This window comes from Muricoccus radiodurans (assembly GCF_050154705.1).
Taxonomy (GTDB): domain Bacteria; phylum Pseudomonadota; class Alphaproteobacteria; order Acetobacterales; family Acetobacteraceae; genus Roseomonas; species Roseomonas radiodurans.
Genome location: NZ_CP189562.1, coordinates 145,110 through 165,264, shown reverse-complemented (window position 1 = coordinate 165,264; position 20,155 = coordinate 145,110). Strand labels below are relative to the sequence as shown.

The following is a 20,155-nucleotide window of genomic DNA, read 5'->3' as shown; positions in this document are numbered from 1 at the left end:
CGCCAAATGCAAGCGGAGGAACGAGGAGAGTGCCAAAGAACGATCCGCAGGGCACGCTAGGCCCCGCGCGCTGGGGCCGTCGCGTCTTGCTGGCCACCACCGGCGCCCTGGCCACGGCGGGCCGCGCTCGCGCGCAGGCCTGGCCGGACCGGCCGGTACGGATCGTCGTGCCCTATGCCGCGGGCGGGGGACCCGACCTGCTGGCGCGCAGCATCGCGGAGCGGCTGAAAATCCTGCTGGGGCAGCCTGTGGTGGTGGACAACCGTCCGGGCGCCTCGACCATCCTCGCCACGGAGCACGTCGCGAATGCGCGGCCGGACGGCCATACGATGCTGCTCGGCCTCTCGACCTCCTTCGTCGTCAACCCACACCTTTATGCTAGGCTTCCCTATCGAGTGGAGCAGTTCCAGCCGGTGGCGCCCGTGCTGCGATCGCGGCTGGGCGTGTATACGCATCCGGCGACCATGCCGACGCGGTCGCTGTCCGACCTGGTGGCGGCGGCGAAGGCGCGGCCCGGCGCCCTGAGCTACGGCATCACCGCCCGCTTCAACTCCACCCACCTGCTGGGGGAGGCGTTCAAGTTCACCGCGGGGATCGACGTGGCGGACGTGCCCTATCGCGGCACCGGGCCGATGCAGCAGGACCTGCTGCGCGGGGAGTTGGCCTACGCCATCGACGGGATCTCGCCCTACATCGCCCTCATCCGGGACGGGCAGCTCCGAGCGCTGGCCGTCTCGGGATCAGAGCGCATCCGGTCGCTGCCCGACGTGCCGACCATCACCGAGGCTGGGTTCCCCCAGGCCAACATCTCGCCCTGGTACGGCATGGTCGTGCCAGCCGGGACGCCGATGCCGGTCGTCGAGCGGCTGGCCGCCGCGCTGGAAGCATGCCTGGACGACCCCGCGGTGGTAGAGCGCTTCCTCGCGGATGGTGCGGAGCGCTTGCACGGCGGCCCCACCGAACTGGCCCGCATGATGGCGGCCGAGGACGAGGTCTGGGCACGCCTCCTCCGCTCCATCAACCTGCGGGCGGAGTGAGGCCCCGGCGTCTTCCTTGCGCCCCCGGCCCGGAGCATGCAGGGAGGGGCGGCATGACGAACAACCTCGCCGAGATCCTGGACCAGGACGACGCCTTCAACCCTCAGCAGGAGAAGGCCCTGCAGATCCTGTCCGAGGCCTGCCGCCTCTTCGCCGAGCGCGGCTTTGAGGGCACCTCGATGCGCGACATCGCGGCGGCCTGCAAGATTTCCAAGGCGACGCTCTACCACTACTTCCCGGACAAGGACGCCCTCTTCCGGCCCCTGGCGCTCGGGACCACGAAGGCCGTCTACGCCCATGTTGCCGCCCGCATCGGTGACGAACACCCACCACTAGAGCGGCTGCGGCGCTTCATGCTCGGCACGGCCGATTTCTTCCAGCGCTACCGCTGGGCCTGGATCGCGGCGACCACGATCTTTTGGACCGACCCGGAGGCGCGGCGGCGGAAGCAGCGCCTGGAATGGCGCGACCGCTACGAGGCGCTGCTACGCGGCATCCTTCAGGACGCGATGAGCCGCGGCGACATCCGCCCGATGGACGTGGCCCTGGCCGGGCGGCTGGTGCTGAGCGCGCTGAACTGGCTGCCGCGCTGGTACGACCCGGCTGGGCCCCGCTCCGCGACCGAAATCGCGGAGGAGTTCTACGAGATGATCGTGACGGGCTTCCGGGCATCGTAGCCGCACCGGGGTCCGTTCCTTGACTTGCGGGCATCGACCCTCGTCAGCATACTCGACCGAACGGTCGGTTGGGACACACGAGGCCCGGACCGAATGGAGAGGAAGCGGCGATGGCTGGAACGGATCTCTTTCGCGGCAAGGTGGTCGTCATCACCGGCGGCGGCAGCGGGATCGGGCGGGAGACCGCCCGCTTCGTCGCGGCCCATGGCGGCCGGGTGGTCGTGAACGACCTCGGCACCTCCCCCCGCGGGGAGGGCGCCGACACCTCCTCCGCCGAGGCCGTCGTCGCGGAGATCCGCGCCAATGGCGGAGAGGCCGCCGCGAGCACGGAAGATGTGTCCACCTGGCCCTCCGCCCAGCGCATCGTAGCGACCGCGCTGGACCATTTCGGCCGGATCGACGCGGTGGTGAACAGCGCCGGCGTGATGCGCCATTCGGCGTTCGAGAAGATGCCGGTGGAGGATTTTGACCTTGTCGTGCGGGTGCACCTGAGCGGAACCTTCTACGTTAGCCGCGCGGCGGCGCCGTACTTCGCCGCGCAGAACGGCGGCGCCTACCTGCACATGACCTCCACGACAGGGCTGATCGGCACGATGGGGGTCACGAACTACGGCACCGCCAAGGCCGGCATCGCCGGCCTGTCGAAACTCATTGCTTTCGACATGAAGCGGTACAGCGTCCGCTCCAACTGCATGGCGCCCTCCGCCCGTAGCCGACAGTGGGAGCAGGTGAACGCCTTCCGACAGGCCGAATTCACGAAGGCCGGCAACAACGGCGACTTCCGCCAGTTCCGCTCCACCCAGGGCGTCGCGTCCCAGATCGCGCCCGTCGCGGCCTTCCTGGTCAGCGATGCGGCGGCCGACATCACCGGGCAGATTATCGGCGTGCGCGGGACGGAGATCTACCTCTATAGCCAGTCCCGCCCCGTCCGCACCTTCCAGCGCGATGGCGGCTGGACGGCGGAGAACCTGTCGGAGCATCTCCTCCCCGCCATCCGCCCGAGCCTCGTGCCGCTGGAGACCTATGGCGAGGTCTTCGCCTGGCCCACGCTGTAGCCGCGCGCGGCCGGACAGCGCGGATTGGTGCAGCGGCGGGCAAGGGAGGAGGCATCCATGGACGCCAACCAGGTCCGTCGTCCTGGGCGCCTGCACCCGGCGGAGAGGGGAAACCGTTCTCGTCCCCGGGCCTGGAAGGAGCGGACGTTCGGAGCGCTTTCCGAGCATGTTGCGCGGCTCAGCATGTTACGACATTCTGGCTCGACCGTCCGGTCGGTCGGCCCATAAGGCAGCCGTATGGAATTGGACCCGGAGGAGGAAAGGTCATGTTCAAATGGCTCGGCGGTGTCGCGGCTCTTCTCGCCGCGTTTCTCGCGGGCGTGCCTGCGTCGGCTCAGTCCTATCCGCAGCGCCCGGTCCGCTTGATCGTTCCCTTCCCGCCGGGCGGCTCCACCGATGTCAGCGCCCGCATCCTCGCACAGGAACTCTCGACGCGCCTTGGCCAGCCCGTAGTCAGTGAGAACCGACCGGGCGCCGGCACCATGATCGCGAACGATCTCGTCGCCCGCGCGACGCCGGACGGGTACACGCTTCTCTTTGCCTCCTCCTCCATGGCGATCACGCCGCACCTTAACCGCAGTGTCACCTTCGACCCGCGCCGCGACCTGGTGCCCATCTCCCTGTTCATCGAGGCGCCGCTGATCGTCGTCGCCGGCCAGGGGGCGCCCTTCCGCACGTTGCCGGAACTGATCACCCATGCCCGCGCAAATCCGGGCCGGCTGAACGTGGCATATCCCGGCATGGGCACCACCAACCACCTCGCGGCGGCCCTTTTCAATCGCAGCGCCAAGCTAGACATCGTGCTCGCGCCCTATGCAGGGAACGCGGCAGGGCTCACTGCGTTAATGCGGAACGACGTGCAGCTCGCCTTCGATTCCGTTGCTTCCGCCTCCAGCCTTCTGCAGGATAATTCCCTGCGCGCCCTAGCCGTCACCGGCGAGCAGCGCTCGCCCTCCCTGCCCGACGTGCCGACCGTCGCCGAGAGCGGCGTGCCTGGCTTCGAGACGACCTTCTGGTTCGGCCTCATGGCCCCGCCGCGCACGCCCACCGCGATCGTCGAGCGGCTGGCGACCGAGGTGCAGGCCGCGACGCGTGATCCGGAGGTGATCGCCCGCCTCCGCACGCTCGGCTTCGAGACGAGCGCGCGCGGCCCGCAGCCCTTCGTCGCGCGCATCGCAGCGGATTATGAAAAGTGGGGAACACTCGTGCGGGATGCCCAAATTGGCGTGAATTGAACAGTTCTAGCCAACTGGTCTGGCGCCGCGCAGACCGTACTAACCGATCAGTTGGACGAGCGCTGGCTCTGATGGCGCGCGACTAGGAAAGACGGAGGAGGACGACCATTGAGTTCGCCACGACGCCGGATCCTTGCTGCAGGAATGGCAGGACTGGCTATACCTGCCGTCTCGCGCGCCCAGGGCAACCGCAGCATTCGTATCGTCGTACCCTTTGCAGCTGATGGTACGACTGACATCGTTGCTCGCCTGGTCGCGCAGCACATGGCGGAGACGCTCGGCCAGCCCGTCGTGGTGGATAACCGCCCTGGCGGAAACGGAATCATCGCTGCGGAGATGGTCGCCCGAGCCCCGAAGGATGGTTTGACCCTGTTGGCCGGTGGCACTGCCACCCTGTCGCTCAACTCACTGCTGCGTCCGAACCTGCCCTACCGGCTGGAGGACTTTGTGTCTGTCGCCCTGCTGTGCGACGCGCCGCTCTCGCTCACCGTGAACGCCGCGGTTCCGGCGCAGGACGTGTCGAGCTTCGTCGCATTCTCACGATCCCGGCCTAACCCGCTGCGTTACGCGACCAACGGGCCGGGTAGCACAAGTCACCTCTTTGGTTTGATGTTGGCCGATGCTCTCGGCCTTACGCTCCAGGACGTTGTATACCGCGGCAATGGCCCGTCCACGGCGGATCTATTAACAGGAGTCATCGAAGTGGGCGTCGAGGCTCCAATTGTCACCCTCGAGCACGTGCGCGCGGGCAAGCTCCGCATTCTCGGCCTATCCTTTGACGAGCGTTCGGCACTGTTGCCAGCGATCCCCTCCTTCCGGGAGGCGGGATATCCACGGCTCACGACCTCCTTTTGGACCGGGCTCTCGGCTCCCACCGGCACACCACCGGAGGCGGTCCAGCGTCTTAATGCCGCAGCCAGTCGAGCGATGGCGAGTGAAGTAGTTCGCCGGCGGATGGCGGCTGACGCTTCTCGCGGCTTCGTTGCCCCGCCTGACCGGCTTGATCAACAGCTCGCGCAAGACCGAGTTCAGTGGGGAGAGGTGATCCGCCGGCAGAACATCATTCTGGATTAGAGCACTTGGCCTTTCGTGCGAGTGACGAGGGGAAGCGCTAGGCCGCTGCGGCGCTTACGGCTCTCTGCACGGTTCTGCCAGCGTTCGCGCCGAGACAAGGTGGGAGGGGCGCACTGGGTGCGGCCACCCTACGCGGCCTGCAGGATGGCGGGTGTCGCGGTGGCACGACGGAGGTGAATGAGACGTCGACGGCTAGCGGGAATATGCTGGCAGTGGCGGGAGCGGGTACGGAGATAGATGCGCAGCGCATCGTAGCCTCGACAGAACCTAGCGGCCGCCTCGAACAACTTGAAGCCGCGCATACATCGGATCCGGCTTTTGATGCTCCGATAATCCTGCTCCAGGCTGTTGTTCTTGTAGGCATTAGACCAGATGTCCGTCTGAGGCGGGGTGGCCCGCCTCAGACGGACATCTGGTCTAGTCCGGTGCTTGGCGCGCCGGCCCAGCGTTGAGCGGATCGCGGGTGGGTACGGGCGGTGCTCGTCCGTGGTGAAGCGTTCCGGCGTCGTGCCCGTTGCCGACTTGGCCGAGCGGAAGAACGCCTTCGCTGCCGTCATGTCCCGGTGCTCGCTCAGCACCGTGTCGACCAGATCGCCGTGGCGGTCGATGGCACGGTAGAGAAAGCACCAGCGCCCGCGGACCTTCAGATAGGTTTCGTCCACGTGCCAGGAGCGACGGCCAGCGCCACCCTTGCCATGGCGGTGACGCCGAAGTTCGTTGGTCAGCACCGGCGTGAGCTTGGCCTCCCAGTCCCGCACCGCCTCATAGCTGAATACGAAGCCATGCAGGAGCAGCATCTCGGACAGGTCCCGCAGGGTCAGGCGGTAGCGTAACCGCCACAGCGCCACCAGTGCGAAGACGTCCAAAGGGTACCGCGTCCGGTTGAGCACGCCTCCGCTGCGCTCGTTGAGCCCCCGGCCGCAGTCACGGCAGCGAAAGCGGCGGCAGCCCTGTGCCGTGCGGTGCCGAGCAGGGAGGGCAGAACAGCGCGTCCTGGCAGACTGGCTGAGACGATCATGACAGACACTCGGAGCGCTTGTGTGGACAGAGGGCAGGAGCAAGGCGCTGGACCTGACTACCTCTACCAGCGGCGGTAGTAGCCGCGGCCGTAGTAGTGCGGCCGGGCGGCGTCCGCGATGATCGCGCCGGCGGCGACGCCGACCAGCCCTGCGGCTACCGCCGTACCGACCTGCGCGTTCTGCTCTGCCCGGGCGCGCTCGGCGGAGGCGGCTGGCTGTAGGGCTGCTGCCGTGCGGCACGCCCCGTAGTAGCCCTGCTGGCAGGCAACGCCGGCCTGGGTCGCCTGCTGCTCAACCGGGCCCGGGGCGACCGCACAGGCGGTGAGGCTCGCCGTGGCAAGGATGGCGAGGAAGCGGGACGAGTGGGACACGAGCTCTTCTCCTCAAGGGGAGCGACCTGATCGTCGATCGCGTTACGGACTGCGGTGTACCCTTGCTGTGCCGTGTGACAGTGTCACCGCAGCACCCCGGCCGTCGCGTTGGTCGCGGTGCCCGCCTTCCCGCCTGCACCTTGTTCCTCGCTACGCTTTCCCCCCGCGCCCATGCCGCAGCCAGTACCGCCCGTCGTGCTCTGTCTTGGAGATCTGCCGCGCCATCTTGCTATCTGATTGCCGTAGCTACCGCTCGAATTGCGGGTGTGGCTGTCTGAGCAGCCTTTGGTAGGGTAGGTGGACAGTAGGTCTTGAGGCTGCGGCCACGCTTGGTCCTGGGGTGAATAGGCGTGATCCGCAAAGCTGATCCGGCGGGGGTGCACGCGTTTCAGACACTCTGAATCCGAAGGGGGGCGGTGCGGCGTTCAAGCTCAGAGAGGTCAGTCTGGTGACGCTGATCTAAGCCGCATCCTGAAGAAGGCAAGCAGGGCAATCTGCCAATATCGGCGGAAGTGATCGCGTGATCCACGTGACAGAGCGAGATAGTGCCTGAGTACCTTTGGCCCCTTAGAATGAAGGGCTGACTAAGGAGGAGCGCTTGCCCCAAAACGTACCCCCCGGCTTCGGCGATTGGGCCGAGGGCTCGAAATACGAGTTGCGCCGTACGCTCGGGTCAGGAGCTATGGGAGTGGTCATCGAGGGCCTCGACCGGGTTATCAGGCGTAATGTGGCCATCAAAGTAGTCAGGAAGCCTGCGTTGGATGATGCTGAGGCAATGGAGATCCTTGCCCGATTTCGGCAAGAGCCTGTCACGTCCGGCGGTCTGAGCCATCCCGGAATCGCAGCCATCTACGATTATGGTGAAGATGAGCGATATGCCTGGATGGTCATGGAGATGGTCAGCGGTGGAACCCTGGACAGCTTGCTGAAGAAAGGTGATCGACTACTGCTGTCAAGTACCGTCCGGATTATCGTAGAGGTGCTCAGGGCCCTATCCCATGCGCATGCGCGAGGCGTTGTACATCGCGATATAAAGCCCAGTAATATCATGCTCGCCGATGATGGACAGCCGAAGCTCGTAGACTTCGGGGTGGCTCGAGCGACAAACTCAGATCTAACTATCCAAGGCACATTGATGGGTACGCCGAGTTACATGAGCCCCGAGCAATTCCGCGGTGAAGCAGTGGACGCTCGCGCCGATCTTTGGGCCTGTGGGGTTCTCCTGTATCAGATGCTTACTGGACGGAAGCCATTTGAGGGAGAACCTGCGGCACTTCTGCATCAGGTAATCAGCACGGTCCCTCCCCTACCTTCCGACCTCAGAAACGATATACCACCTGCCGTGGACGCGGTCGTGATGCGGGCGCTTTCAAAGAGCCCGCACGATCGTTGGCCTGACGCAATTTCTTTTATTGATGCTCTTACCCTGGCAGCCAAGGTCGATGTAACCGCTAGTACTCGGGAGGAATTGCTCAATCGGGAGGCGCGGCCGAAGCGCCGACTCGGCTGGCTAATTGCAGTATCTGGACTGAGCGTCGTAATAAGCGGCGCTCTGGCTTTGCACCTATTTCAGCCATTTCGGAAGCCAGATGTGCGGGCAATCGCCAATGCTGTGCTCGCAGCCGCTCCCTGTGGCCTGCTCACCGCCCAGATTGAGGAGAGCAGCTTCAGCATAGAAGGCGTGCTGCCGCAGACGGAGGCCGAGCGAGCTCGAGCCGTGCTGGCCGATAGTACTCTTCCTCCTGGGGTTGGCCGCGTCCACCTCGACGTCTTTGAGGGGCCCTTCTGCAGTATGTTTTCCGCCCTTCGTCCCGCTCTCGCCCAGCAAGATGAACGGCTGGACTTGACCGTAGTGGGCGCCATGCCACTTCGCCATGATCAACTCCTCCGACTGGATGTCGTCATGCCGGCGTGGGCTAACTATATACACGTCGCTTACGCGAGCTCGGACGGCAGCCTTGTTCTCCTAGAGGAGGGTAGCCCGCAAGCACCAGGCACACGGGTCCGGTTGGGCGAGCCACGGCCCGATTTTCCTGGGTGGGCGATCGACAGGCCTTTCGGTACGGACCTCGTCCTGCTCGTTGTCTCGGACGGCCCATTCCTTCCGGTCAGAGGTCAGCAGGGGCACACCCAGGCCGAGTATGCTGAGAACTTCACGCAGGCTTTTCGTGTAGCCCGTGACGCTGGTCGCCGCGTAGCCCTGCGTCCGGCTGTTGTGGAGACAGCTCCGAAGGAATGAGTTCAATCGGTCCGAATGTTTCATAGCAGGAGGGACTTGCGTCACCGACCCGAGTCGACGGAAAGGACAACTTTTTTGGCTCTGAGCAGCAGGGTAGAGGGGCGGCGTTGCGCTCAAACCTGAATGCCGAGTGCCGAGGCCTTTTCTCCAGCAAAGGCTATTACGAGCCAGGGTCGAAGCCGCCCCGGTCCGTTATCGGCAGCGTAGAAGCAGCGAGAGCTGATTCGGGAGCGCATTCGGCTGGTGCTTCTGCTCTGCATTGTAGCGACGTCGCCGCTCCCGGCCGGTGATGATTTCGACGCGCGTCGGGTCGTTCGGCAAAGGTGTATGCCCAGACGTAAGCCGAGGCCCCCGCGGTTAGGCCCAGTGTCCGGTCGAAATGGGGGACACTTCATCATCAAAGCAGCGGCGTCGAGCCGCTACTATCTCTCCCCCCCGCGGGTCTAGAACACCGGTCGACTGTCCGGCCATCTCGCTTCCACCGCCCGCAGACGTCCGCGAACCGCCCGCGCCGCGCGAGCGACCTCGACTGATTTCGCGAGCTACGACACGGTCGCCTCCCCCATCTCGAACCGCTGCCCGGCGCGTCGCACCGCGCAGACAATCCGCGTCACCCTCTAACTCTCGCAAAGCCTCGCGCACCGAATAGGGTTCAAGTGCCCGAGCCACCGCAACCGTGCGAACCGCCCCCCTCCGGGCGGTAGACCAGCGATGATGACCTCCTGAAGGATCGCGCGCCAAAGGCCGAGGCAGCTTCGTCACCGCGCCTGACCCCACCTTCGTCGCAGTGCCGTCAGATTTCATCGCAACCCGCGGGCACCCGATCCGACACTGGGCTAAAGCGTCCCCAGACATAGAGCGTCAGGAAATGTGAAGGCCTGACGCCAAGCTGCCACAGGAGAATGCGGTGCCGATCGACCGAGTCCACCGGCCCCGAGGCCCGTACATTCTCGGACGCCCGCTAAAGGATCTGTCGAAAGCTAAACACGTCGTCTTCGTTCCCTTCCAGCGGAACCTGGACGTGGCCAGCTTCGCAGAGCACTACTCCACATGGGGTGTGCCTCTGAATTATGAGTTCATCCGATATGTGCCCGACGCCACGCTGCTCTCGAGCATGCAGCTCTCCGCCGTGTTGAGCGTGGTCTGCAAGTGTGAGGGTGCTGGAGAATCCGTCAGCGACGGCAGTGCGGATAAGTTGAAGGCCGCCGGTTTGGCCGAACGACTGCGGGACAGCGGATTGAAGGCAGACTTGGCGTGCCTCCAGCTCTGTGCGCTGGGTGGAAACGGCACGAGCGTGATCAAGTTCATAACGGCTCTGCACACCGCGCTCGAGAAGCTGCGCCTCCCTGTGTCTACACGGCGCGGCTTTGCGGGCAGCCTGCTGCTGAAATTGCCCGAGCGAGCAGAGCGTTCCGACAGGACCACGGTCGTGCAGAGGCCACGTCGGGAGATCGACAGCTTTGCGCCCGCGCAACCGAAGCGCCGCGATATGCCCGAACTTTACTTAGGCATGATCCAAGGCCGGAAGGGTCCCTAGGAGAAGCGAGCGCACAGGCCATCTTCAAGCGCCGCTTTCGCCATTCGGCTCATCATCCTAGATGGCGTGGTCCTTTTCGCCTGCGGTTCCCGCGCTGAGCTATTGAGGAGAGACAAATATCCATGTCTGGATTGCACAACCTCGTTCGGTCAAAGACCTCGAGGAACGTCGTCGCGCCTGTTGTCGATGCCATCTACGGCAGGATGTTTGATGAGTGGGCGCGGGCCCAGGCGCCCTGGATGGCGGAAGCCTATTCGCAGAAAGGGACGCAGGAAGACCATCGGAAGGGAATGAGCACCGAGAGAATTCTCGAGTACTTCGATAGTTGCTGGTATACGCGCTTCCACGCTCCGCCGGGCGTCGATCTGACGAGCGACGACACGGCATGGTGCTCCGCGTTCGTGAACTGGTGCCTGCTCCGTGTCGGCATCCGCGGCACCGGAAGCACTTGGAGCCTTAGCTGGCTCAAATGGGATGGTGGCGTCCATCTCGGCACGGATATCGCGAGGGCACCGCTCGGTTCCCTTGTGGTGCTGGATGGCGGATCGCGCGGTCCATCGAAGGGCCATGTTGCCTTCCTCTGGAGCATGGAGGGAGGCAAGCCCCAGTATCTCGGCGGCAACCAGGGCAACGGGACGCTGCACAATCGCAAGTCGGATCAGGTCAGCATCTGCCATTACCCGAACAAGGTTCGGCAGTGCATCTGGCCCCGCCGCACGACCGGCCCGGTGCCGAGAGCCTGGCAGCAAGGCCGGCCGGCCTGATCGGAAACCTTGGTAGCGGCGTGGGACCGGACCCCTTCAGGGCACTCTCTGCCGGAGACGCGCCCGGGTCGGTCGTCAGCTCGCCAATCCCAGCGCGGTCTCAACAGCCTCGAGATAACTCTGTCCCACCTGGACCTCGACCGTGTCGGCCAAGCGCAGTCGAAGGGCGCCGCGGCCCGGACGCTCCACGCCCACCACGGCGCCGCGCCGCACAAAATGAGAACGATGGACGCGGAGCATGACCGCTGGATCCAGCCGTCGTGCCAGCTCGGACATCGTCGCCCGCAGGATGTGCGACCGGCTCGATGTATTGAGCATCACGTAGTCCCGCGCCGCCTCGATCCAGTCGATGCTCTCCACCGGCACCCGTACTGCGCCCTGGCGATGGGGAACCCAGAGCGCGTCGTCATAGGCCGGGGTGAAGGCGGCACCGGGCGATTGGCGAGTTCTCAGCGCCGCGACCTCATTCGCCAGTGCGGCGGCCCGCTCCTCGACGGAGCGCAGGGCTTGGCGGCGACGGGCCCGCTCTACGGCCGCACGGAGCCGGTCAAAGCGCACCGGCTTTAACAGGTAATCCGCCGCGTCTACCGCGAAGGCGTCCGGTGCGTATTGTTCAAAGGCTGTGACGAAGACCAGCTCCGGCCGGTAGGGGCCTCCGGCCAACGCCCGCGCGACATCCATACCGGAATGGGCGGGCATCTGCACATCCAGCATGATGAGGTCCGGTCGAAGGGCGGCGATGCTCTCCAGCGCCTCCATCCCGTCCGCCGCGGTCCCAACGACCTCCGCGCCCTGTATGTCGCGAAACGCGAATTCCAACCGCTCCAGAGCCAGCGGCTCGTCATCGACCAGGAGGACGCGCATAGAGGTCAGGCGGCCTGCGCGGCAGGCGGCTGAGAGGCCCGGCGGATCGGAAGTCTCAGCTCCACGGTGAAACCTGGGTTGCGTGCTGCGGCTTCCAGGGTCCCGTCCGCACCATAGAGCGCCATGAGCCGCCGGCGCGTGTTGGACAGGCCCAGCCCCGTGCCACCTTTGGGCCGGGCACTTGGCGCCAGCAGGCCGTCATCCTCCACCCGGATGGCTAGATGCTCCCGGTCATTCCACGCCACGACCCGGATCGTGACCGGCCGGCGGGAAGGGGCGACGGCGTACTTGACCGCGTTCTCCACCAGGGGCTGAAGCAGGAAGCTTGGGACCAGGACGTCCAGGAGCGCGCTCGGACAGCTGACCTCTAGAGCCAGCCGGTCACCGAAGCGGACCCGCTCGATGTCGAGGTAGGCCTGGATGGTCTCGAGCTCCTCGTCCATCGCAACTTCGCTCTCCGGATCCGCGCGCAGGGAGGCGCGGAGGAACTCCGAAAGCCGCTCGATCATCGTCTCCGCCTCGGGGTTGCGGTGGGTCATGACGAGGGTAGAGAGCGCGTTCAGAGTGTTGAAGAGAAAATGCGGGTTCAGTTGGAAACGCAATGCCGCAATCTGTGCCTGCTGCATGGCCGACCGAGCCTCGGCCAGTGCGCGCTGCTGCTCCTGCGCTGCGAGGGCTGACAGGAGGAGCCCGAGCGCCGTGGCGTAAAGGCCGAAGATCAGCACGAAGGGCATCGTCCCCTGTCCGATCTCCTGCTGCAGCTGCTCCGAGAACAGCGGGGCCGTGCCACGCATCCAGACGATGAGCATCGCGTCGGTCACCGCATGGACCAGGGCCGTCAGGAGCGTCGCCCCCACAAAAACAGCGATCCTATGCAGGATCGGTAGGCGCCAGGCACGCTCCAGCACGAGGTAGAGCAGGGCCGAGAAGAGGAGCCCGAGCACCAGCGTCGCGGCGCAGAGGGCAATCAGGAAGGAGGGCCAGCGCCGCCCGCCCACGAGCTGCGGGAGCAGCCAGAGCAGAATGCTGAACGTCCACAAGCCGAGGGCCAGAAGTGTCGCCTCGCGGGCGCCGCGTCGGTTGCGGAGGAGCGTCATGCGGATCGGACCACGATCAGAGTACATGGCCGTATAGCGCAATCCTTCCTCTCTGACGCGAGCCATTTCGTCGCAGCCTCGTCGGGCTTCGTCGCACGAGGCAGGACCACGGAGCCGAGTACGCGGTAACTGATGACTGTGCGAGGGAATCGGAAACAGCGCCTCGATGGATCCTTGCTACGTAAGTGGCCGATAGCTGGAATGATCCATCCGGGGAAGCTCGGCGGATGTCTCCACAGCCTATCATCTCCAGACAGGACGGGTTCATTGGAGCAGCGCAGAGCTGGGTAGGAGCTGCCAGGAAGCAGCCTCTGCTTGGCGTCCAGAACGACTGCTATTGGCAACGCCCTTGAAGCGTCCTGACCGGAGCTCACTGTTGAGAACGGCCAAGATATCGGCCTGGGGCTGCGTACGACATTTGCTCTACTTGGGAGGCCATGTCTCGCTTATGCAACGATTGATCATGATGACGTTGGTCTTAGCTGCATGTGAGCCCTCGACCGAGCTGTCTCCGTCTGACCCACGAGGGCTGGTTGCTCTAGCTCAGCAAGCGGAACGTCATTTCCGCAGCACCGCGATGAGTAATCCGGAGATCGGACACTTGTGGGAGGTTCGCGACGACCTCCGTCGCCGGCTAACCGCACTAGGCTGGTGTTACAGTGAGGGTAGCCGCGCCGGGGCAGACGCCCGATGGCGGCGCTGTGAGCTGGATCCAGCGCGGTGAAACCATACACTCTTGACACTACTGGCCTCTCGCACCTGTTGTTGAATGACCGATCCCCATGATGCGGCCGGCGTGACCGGCGGAGATGCGCGGAGTGTCGGGTGAAGTCTCCATCATCGGCGGCGTCGAGGAAGCTCAAGATGATCGTGGCCGCTGCGTCTGCCGTCGTGGCTCTCGCGTGCGCAGGCAGCTTCATCCTGGCCCAGGGCCGGGCGCCCCTTGCGCAGGCCACCCAATTTTCTCCAGACGGCCGATATTTGATAGCGTTTCAGAGCGATCATGCCTTTGGCCAGGTGGAGACGTTGGTCGTCTCTGCCGATCCTCAAGGCACTCGCCCACGCGTGATCTTCCGACATGTAGGGGACACGCCCCTCCGCTTGGTTCGGTGGACGGATGTCGATACGGCTCTTCTCGAGTATCCGCCGCAGGCCGCGCTGGCATACACGCTCGTGCTACGCTGCCGGGAAGAAACCTGTGAACTACGGCGAGCGCCCTGATGGTGCTGGCCATCTCCCGACGCGCCGGCGAGCAGTTGCGTGCGGCGAGCGGCGGCGGAGCATAGCCGCACTGCAGGATTGGGAGACACGGCCCAACTTTGACCCGGCGTCGACCACATCGGCGTTGAACGGGCCTAGTGTCGGTCGCTGCCGCGATCGCATCTTCGCGCGAGCAGCGGGACGCATCCATGCCCTGGGTTCATCCGATGATGCCGCGGCAGAGGAGGCGGCGTATTGCCGTTCAAGCTTCTGGCCCTCGAAGGTGCGAACGCCCTGTTGAGCGGCGCTCTGCTTGTTGGCCGCGACGCGACCTCACGTACCTACGTATGAATTCTCATATGCTGCCGCGGCTTGCACCCGACAGTATCCGGCCCGCTTCGTTGGATAACCGGCTCACACAAGTGACGGCAACGGGCCCAGCTATTTCCAGAGCGCGCCCCACGTCGCTTAGCTATCGCGGAAGGCGAAGCCTATACCCGGCCGGTCGGGCATGTGCATCACACCACCCTCAGGCACCATGTCCTCCCGCAGGCGTTCGCGCAACGCGAGCTGGGCACCATGCATTTCCAGAAGTCCGCCCGCCGCATGACCCGCCATGACGGCGGCGTTGACGATGTCCCAGCCACCGGCGTGAGCGACCGGCGTACCGAATGCCTCCGCCAGGGAAAGGATGCGCAGCATGCCGCTCACGCCGCCGCAAAAGGCGGCGTTGGGTTGCAGGACATCCACCGCGCCACGAGCGAGCGCATCGCGGAACCAGGCGACGGACTGCACCATTTGGCCAGCCCCGATGGGCATACGGAAGGCGCGGCGCAATGTGGCCAGCGCTTCCAGATCGTTGCCCAGCACGGGCTCCTCAAACCAAGCGATATCGCAATCCTCGACCAGGAGTGCGAGACGTTTGGCCGCCGCGACGGTCATGCCACAATTCGCGTCCAACATCAGCTGGGCCCGCGGCCCGATGGCGCTGCGAACCGCGTGCACGCGTCTTGCATCCTCCTCGATTCCGCGGCCGCCGGCAGCGACGAGCATCTTCACCCCGGTAAAGCCGGCTTCGATCGAGGCGCGGCAGACCGAGACGAGTTCTGCCTCGTCGTAGCCAGGGAGGCCCACCGTCGCGTAGCAGGCCACGGCCTTCCGCGCCCCGCCGAGTAGGCGCCACAGGGGCTCCCCCAGCGCCCGGGCGCGCAGGTCCCACAATGCCATGTCCAGCGCCGAGAGTGCGGAGACGAAGGCCCCGGTGGCGTTGCGCGGGTTGAACTGCGCGGTCAGCCGCGGCCCGATCGCCTCCAGATGGCGGGCATCGGTGCCGCGCAGGGCCTCGTTGATGCCGCCGCTGAGTAGGGCTGCGACCTCCCCCGCCAGGAAGCGGCCGGTGACGCCGGTGCCGGACAGGCCGTCATCGGTTTCCACACGGCACCGCACGAAAGCCGGCGCCTCCAGCCCGGCATAGCCGCGCGCCGCGTCGACCGTTCCGAGGCGTTCTACGGCAGCGGCGACGCTGCGGATACGCATCCCACGTGCGGTCACGGAGCGATGCCTCCTTCGAATGCCTTACGCACGAGCTATCTTTCCCCCAATCCTCAGCAGCGGCCTATCTTAGCATTGCGATCCCCTGATGGTGCCAGGTTCCGAGTGCCGGGGCTCGTTGGTTCTGGCCCCATGGACGGCCGTAAGTCTGCGCCGGAGCGCGATTCATCCTCCCCGGACGTGGTGGAGAGGAAACCGCATGGCTCGGAAAGCCGGGCGCCCTTGGCTGCCACGCCTCAGCGATACGGTTCAGACCATGTTTGGGTGAAGCAGCCTCGAAGCCGCAAACAGGATTCGATCCCTCACGTCGCGGGCTCTCGCGATGGGTATCATGCAACTCGCGCGAGGGATGGTGCGTGTCTGTCGATCGTAATGTCCCCGAACTCCTCGAGCTGCTCCAGCCGGACTTCTTCGTCGCGCGCAAGTTCGAGCCCGGCGACGAGCGTCGAAGCGATGGCTGCCCGCCGCTGGAGCGAGGTGCGCATCGCGTCCCATGGCGGAAGAAAGGTCACCAGCGGCCTCGCTCCGAGGTCACCGGCGACGCCGATTTCCCCGAGCATGCGCCGGATGCGGTCGAGCGCGGCAGGCGGGCGCCAAATGTCCGGCGGGGTAGGCTGGTAAGCTGGCACCCGCTCGGGCCGACGCATCAGCTCGAGGCAGACCCGCAGCAGCGTCGTTAAGTCCGCGACCGCCGGCGCTCCCCTCCCCTCCTCTGCCCCATGCGCCTCGTCCGGCGCACCGCGCGCGAACACCTCTCGCCCGAGGGTTGGTCTCCGCGTGAGCCAGTCTGAGAGCGCCGCGACAGCCGCCCGGTCCGCGAGTTGGCGGCGGAGGGCCTCCGCCTCCTGCCGAGCTTCCTGGCCCTCTCGGCTGTCCGCCGGCAGGAGCAGGCGCGAGCGCAGCAGGGCGAGGTTCGCCGCCGCGACCAGCCAATCCCCGAGCCGGGACAGCGGCACGTCCTGCCGCGTGATGCCCCGCTCCACTGCCGCCTGGAACTGCGCCGCGAGATCGAGGATCGAGATCGCGCCGATGTCGACCCGCCCGGCCCGGACGAGATCGAGGAGCAGGTCGAGCGGCCCGGCATAGCCCCGGAGGTCGAGGTGGAGCGCCTCGCGCCCGAGCGGCGTGCCGCTGCGGGCGACCTCCCACCCCTCCTCCTCGGCGGCCTGCGCGTCTCCGCCGCCGTCCGCCTCAGCCATCGTCGTAGTGGGGTCGGACGGAGACGGAGAGCGCCGGCCAGGTCTCGCGCACCTGCTGGAGTGCCGCCCAGGGCGTCCAGTCCGCCGACCAGAAGGCGAGCGACAGACGGGCGGAGGCGGCCAGGTCCCCTCCCCTGCCCCTCCCGCCCGATCCCCTTGCCTCGGCCCGGTGCGCGACGTGCCGCAGGGGCCAGGTCGTGCCCCAGTGCGTCCAGAGCCAGCGCAGCGCGTCCGGGTGCCCGGGCCCGAGGCGCAGCACCTCGGCCGGCACCGGGACGAGCCGGTGCAGGTCGAAGAGCACCGGCCCACCCGGGCGGCTCACCGCCGCGCGGACCCGCTCGTCCGCCCTCTCCAGCGCCGCCCGGAGCCCGGAGGCGACGATCCGGCACCCCTGGAGCGAGAGGACCCGCTCGCCCCGGGGTGGCGCGGCGAGGAGGTGGAACAGGTCCTCCTCCTCCCCGGCCCGTCCGTGGGTCCAGGGGATCACCCCCGGTCCGGCTGCCGCGAGCCGGAACAGGGCGAGGTCCTCCGCCGGCCCGGTCACGTCGAGGTGGTGGAACAGCCAGTCCGGGCTGGCGAGCGCGAGGACGTCGGTGACCACCGCCGCGCCGGTCTCCGGGGCGTCTCCTCCTCCGGCGCCCTCGCGGTCCTCCCTCCCCTGCCCTGGTCGGGTCACAGGTCGAGCAGCTTCACCGGGCTGGTGGTGACGAGCTTCGCGCGCCGGACGTAGCCGCGCATGGTCCGGAGGTCCTTGTGGCGGGAGTGGCCCATCACCTCCTCGTCGCGCGCCCCGGCCCCGTAGGCCTCGGTCACGAAGCCCGCCCGCAGCCCGTGCGGCGAGAGACGCTCGCCGGCGTCGACCGTGACCTTGGCCACGGCAGCCCGCCTGAGCAGGATCTGACGCACCCCGTCGGGCGAGAGCCGGTCGTGGCCGAGCCGGCCCCATCGGTCGATGCGGGTGAAGAGCGGCCCGAAGCGGACGTCCCCCGCCTCGATCCAGGCCTCGACGGCGCGCACGGGACAGGTCTCGCGCTTCCTGCCGCGGGGGATGCCGAGCTCCACCCCCTCCCCGGCCTGGTCGGTCTTGGAGCGGGGCAGCAGGAGGCGGAGCCCCTCGCCCGAGAGGCGCAGGTGCTCACGGTCGACGCCGACCAGCTCGGAGCGGCGCAACGCGCCGGCGAAGCCGAGCAGCAGCAGCGCACGATCGCGGCAGCCGGTGAGGCCGGCGTCGCAGGTGGCAACCAGCCGGCGGAGCTCGGCCGAGGTGAGGGCCGCGGCCTGGCGCACGCGGGAGCCGTGCAGGCGGGCGATGCCCTGGAGCGTCGTGCGGATGGCCGGGTGGCCCGGGGTCCAGTCGAGGCCCCGCACCCGGTGGGCGTGGCCGATGGCGGCGAGGCGGCGGTCGAGCGCCGAGCGGGAGTGGGTGGGGGCGAGGGCGGCGAGGTAGGCGGCGACGGTGCCGGGGGCGGCCGGGAGGGGGGCGGTGCGGTGGGCGAGGCACCAGGCCTCGAAGTCGGCGAGGTCGGTGCGGTAGGCCCGCAGCGTCTCGGGGGCGAGCGCCCGGCGGGCATAGGCCTTGGCCGCCTCGATCGCCTCGGCCAGGCGGGGAGCCAGCTCACCCCCGACCGGCGCGGCGGGCACGACCAGACGTCGCTCCCCTCCCCGCGCAGCGTCTCCGCCGTCCATCTCTGAACCCCCTTCAGCCGACGCCCCCGCATCGGCCCTGACACGGCCCAGAGTGCCGCCCGTTCCCAATTGGGGCAACCCCCGCGAGGGACGCGGTAAGGGGAGATTACCGCGTGTAAGGCGGGCGCGTGCCCGCGGGTAATTGTCCGTTTTCCTGATTGGCCGGGCAGCACGGCCGGATGGCGGATCGGCGGCCTGAACCGCTCTCGAATGGCTGGCTTTCACGCCCTCATTGGCAGGATCTGCGGCTGATTGAGTGGACGAACCGCGACCCTCCGGGCCCAGTCTATAGCGGCCGCCCGCTGGTTTTCAGGAACTCCGCGCAGTTCCCAACGACCAACCGCCGGCAACTTGGCCATCTTGCAAAGTCTGGCCCGGTCGCCCCACCCCTCCCCTGCCCGTCCCCGGGAAGAGGCTGTGCCCACCACCTACGGCTACGCGCGTCAGCACCGAGGGACAGGACCGCGAGCCGCAGCTCTCCGCCCTGCGGGCCGCCGGCTGCCAGGAGATGGTGGAGGAGAACGCGGCGGTGCCGATCGCACGCGACCCGGGCTGGGGCGCCTACGCGGGCGGCTGCGCCGTGGGGACGCCGTGGTCGTGGTGCGCACTGACTGCCTGGCGCGCTCGTTGGCCCACCTGCTGGAGGTGCTCGACCAGATCCGTGCTACCGGGGCGCATTTCCGCTCCCTCTCCGATCCGATCGACACCGCCAGCCCCACGGGGCGGCTGGTGCTGCAGGTCATTGGGGCCATCGCCGAGTTCGAGTGCAACCTGATCGCCGTGCGGACGCGCGCCGGCCTCGGGGTGGCAAGGGCGCGGGGACGTCCGCTCGCCAACCCCGCGCTCCGGGCCGGCGACCGCCAGGCGTGGCTCCAGGTTCCCACGTCGCCCGACACCGACACGCGGCATCTCACCGAGGACGCCGGGCTCCGGCCCCGCGGCGGGGCCTGCCCCAACGACACATGGAGCTGGTTCCGATCGCCGACGCCCCGCTTCCCCGAAGCGAAAAGCGCTCCTGCGAGGCCTATGGCCGCACGATGTAGATGAGGCGCAGCCGGGTGGACCCGTGTTCCTGGGCCGACGAGGACTTCCGGGCCGACTGCGACGTAGACGAGGACCGGAAGGCAATCGCCCTGAAGCCGCACCGGGCGAAGGCCAACGCCTTCGCGCTCGAGATGGGGAGCCTCATGGCCGAGGCGATCGCAAAGGAACCGGTCAGGATGACGGCGGAGGAGCGCCTCGACACCCTCTCCGGGACTGACGACCCGGCGAAGCATCGGGGCACGCGCGGCATCGCGGATGAGCTCCGCAGATACCGCTCCCCCATGAACCGAGTGAACCGGGACGTCCGGTTACGGGCACTTCGTGCGTTGCCTGCGGCCCCGCCCCGAGTCGCCCCGCCGGGGTGGGGAATCGAGTGAGGCTCAGCCCGTTGAGGAATCCGGTGAGCCCACAGCCACGCCGAGGAAAGGGGTGAGCCAGGTGGGGAAACGGGTGAGCGTCAAGACGGAAGAACAAAGGCTTGCGCAAACTGTCCCGAGGAATCGGGT

17 protein-coding genes and 1 pseudogene are annotated in these 20,155 nt (G+C 67.0%); 10 read left to right on the top strand and 8 right to left on the bottom strand.

The annotated features are described in order from the left end of the window. Positions 1 to 29: 29 nt before the first annotated feature. From ACP6CK_RS29255 to ACP6CK_RS29235, 5 genes are all read left to right on the top strand, one after another. Positions 30 to 1,037, top strand: coding sequence for a Bug family tripartite tricarboxylate transporter substrate binding protein (locus ACP6CK_RS29255; protein ID WP_426960052.1), 1,008 nt, complete (start codon positions 30 to 32; stop codon positions 1,035 to 1,037). Positions 1,038 to 1,090: 53 nt separating this feature from the next. After that, on the top strand, positions 1,091 to 1,714 hold the full coding sequence (locus tag ACP6CK_RS29250) for a TetR/AcrR family transcriptional regulator (RefSeq protein WP_426960051.1): 624 nt from the start codon (positions 1,091 to 1,093) through the stop codon (positions 1,712 to 1,714). 110 nt (positions 1,715 to 1,824) lie between these two features. Next, the gene (locus ACP6CK_RS29245) at positions 1,825 to 2,769 is read left to right on the top strand and encodes an SDR family NAD(P)-dependent oxidoreductase (protein ID WP_426960049.1); all 945 of its coding nucleotides are present in this window, start codon (positions 1,825 to 1,827) and stop codon (positions 2,767 to 2,769) included. A 266-nt stretch (positions 2,770 to 3,035) separates the two neighbouring features. After that, on the top strand, positions 3,036 to 4,004 hold the full coding sequence (locus tag ACP6CK_RS29240; RefSeq protein WP_426960048.1) for a Bug family tripartite tricarboxylate transporter substrate binding protein: 969 nt from the start codon (positions 3,036 to 3,038) through the stop codon (positions 4,002 to 4,004). Positions 4,005 to 4,112: 108 nt separating this feature from the next. Then, positions 4,113 to 5,078, top strand: a complete 966-nt coding sequence (locus tag ACP6CK_RS29235) for a Bug family tripartite tricarboxylate transporter substrate binding protein (protein ID WP_426960047.1) — start codon at positions 4,113 to 4,115, stop codon at positions 5,076 to 5,078. Between the two features lie 128 nt (positions 5,079 to 5,206). Here the strand turns inward: ACP6CK_RS29235 and ACP6CK_RS29230 are convergent. Together ACP6CK_RS29230 and ACP6CK_RS29225 are read right to left on the bottom strand one after the other, a co-directional pair. Continuing rightward, positions 5,207 to 6,046: pseudogene (locus ACP6CK_RS29230) on the bottom strand (IS6 family transposase); the annotation flags it as partial. 113 nt (positions 6,047 to 6,159) lie between these two features. Beyond that, complete coding sequence (locus ACP6CK_RS29225) at positions 6,160 to 6,468, bottom strand: hypothetical protein (RefSeq protein ID WP_426960046.1); 309 nt, start codon at positions 6,466 to 6,468, stop codon at positions 6,160 to 6,162. Between the two features lie 688 nt (positions 6,469 to 7,156). Here ACP6CK_RS29225 and ACP6CK_RS29220 point away from each other — a divergent pair. The 3 genes from ACP6CK_RS29220 to ACP6CK_RS29210 all read left to right on the top strand — a co-directional run bounded on the left by ACP6CK_RS29220 (position 7,157) and on the right by ACP6CK_RS29210 (position 11,008). Beyond that, complete coding sequence (locus tag ACP6CK_RS29220) at positions 7,157 to 8,707, top strand: serine/threonine-protein kinase (protein ID WP_426960045.1); 1,551 nt, start codon at positions 7,157 to 7,159, stop codon at positions 8,705 to 8,707. Between the two features lie 907 nt (positions 8,708 to 9,614). After that, positions 9,615 to 10,244, top strand: a complete 630-nt coding sequence (locus ACP6CK_RS29215) for a hypothetical protein (protein ID WP_426960044.1) — start codon at positions 9,615 to 9,617, stop codon at positions 10,242 to 10,244. 122 nt (positions 10,245 to 10,366) lie between these two features. Beyond that, a complete protein-coding gene (locus ACP6CK_RS29210) occupies positions 10,367 to 11,008 on the top strand; it encodes a CHAP domain-containing protein (protein WP_426960043.1) in 642 nt (213 codons plus the stop codon). Between the two features lie 75 nt (positions 11,009 to 11,083). Here ACP6CK_RS29210 and ACP6CK_RS29205 read toward each other — a convergent pair whose 3' ends face one another. From ACP6CK_RS29205 to ACP6CK_RS29180, 6 genes are all read right to left on the bottom strand, one after another. Beyond that, positions 11,084 to 11,872 carry a LytR/AlgR family response regulator transcription factor gene (locus tag ACP6CK_RS29205; RefSeq protein ID WP_426960042.1) on the bottom strand — a complete coding sequence of 263 codons (789 nt, stop codon included), beginning with the start codon at positions 11,870 to 11,872 and terminating at the stop codon, positions 11,084 to 11,086. Positions 11,873 to 11,877: 5 nt separating this feature from the next. After that, positions 11,878 to 12,969 (bottom strand): sensor histidine kinase, encoded by a 1,092-nt coding sequence (locus ACP6CK_RS29200; RefSeq protein ID WP_426960041.1) that lies wholly within the window; start codon positions 12,967 to 12,969, stop codon positions 11,878 to 11,880. Between the two features lie 1,668 nt (positions 12,970 to 14,637). Continuing rightward, on the bottom strand, positions 14,638 to 15,720 hold the full coding sequence (locus ACP6CK_RS29195; RefSeq protein WP_426960040.1) for a mandelate racemase/muconate lactonizing enzyme family protein: 1,083 nt from the start codon (positions 15,718 to 15,720) through the stop codon (positions 14,638 to 14,640). Between the two features lie 329 nt (positions 15,721 to 16,049). After that, positions 16,050 to 16,919 carry a segregation and condensation protein A gene (locus ACP6CK_RS29190; protein WP_426960039.1) on the bottom strand — a complete coding sequence of 290 codons (870 nt, stop codon included), beginning with the start codon at positions 16,917 to 16,919 and terminating at the stop codon, positions 16,050 to 16,052. Further along, a complete protein-coding gene (locus ACP6CK_RS29185) occupies positions 16,912 to 17,520 on the bottom strand; it encodes a hypothetical protein (RefSeq protein WP_426960038.1) in 609 nt (202 codons plus the stop codon). Before ACP6CK_RS29185 ends, ACP6CK_RS29190 begins: the two co-directional genes overlap by 8 nt. 71 nt (positions 17,521 to 17,591) lie before the next feature. Then, the gene (locus tag ACP6CK_RS29180; protein WP_426960037.1) at positions 17,592 to 18,605 is read right to left on the bottom strand and encodes a tyrosine-type recombinase/integrase; all 1,014 of its coding nucleotides are present in this window, start codon (positions 18,603 to 18,605) and stop codon (positions 17,592 to 17,594) included. Between the two features lie 417 nt (positions 18,606 to 19,022). Here ACP6CK_RS29180 and ACP6CK_RS29175 point away from each other — a divergent pair, with 417 nt between their 5' ends. Both ACP6CK_RS29175 and ACP6CK_RS29170 read left to right on the top strand, forming a co-directional pair. Continuing rightward, positions 19,023 to 19,652 carry a recombinase family protein gene (locus ACP6CK_RS29175; RefSeq protein ID WP_426960036.1) on the top strand — a complete coding sequence of 210 codons (630 nt, stop codon included), beginning with the start codon at positions 19,023 to 19,025 and terminating at the stop codon, positions 19,650 to 19,652. Then, positions 19,649 to 20,026 carry a hypothetical protein gene (locus ACP6CK_RS29170; protein ID WP_426960035.1) on the top strand — a complete coding sequence of 126 codons (378 nt, stop codon included), beginning with the start codon at positions 19,649 to 19,651 and terminating at the stop codon, positions 20,024 to 20,026. The genes ACP6CK_RS29175 and ACP6CK_RS29170 overlap by 4 nt, the downstream gene beginning before the upstream one ends. Positions 20,027 to 20,155 lie beyond the last annotated feature (129 nt).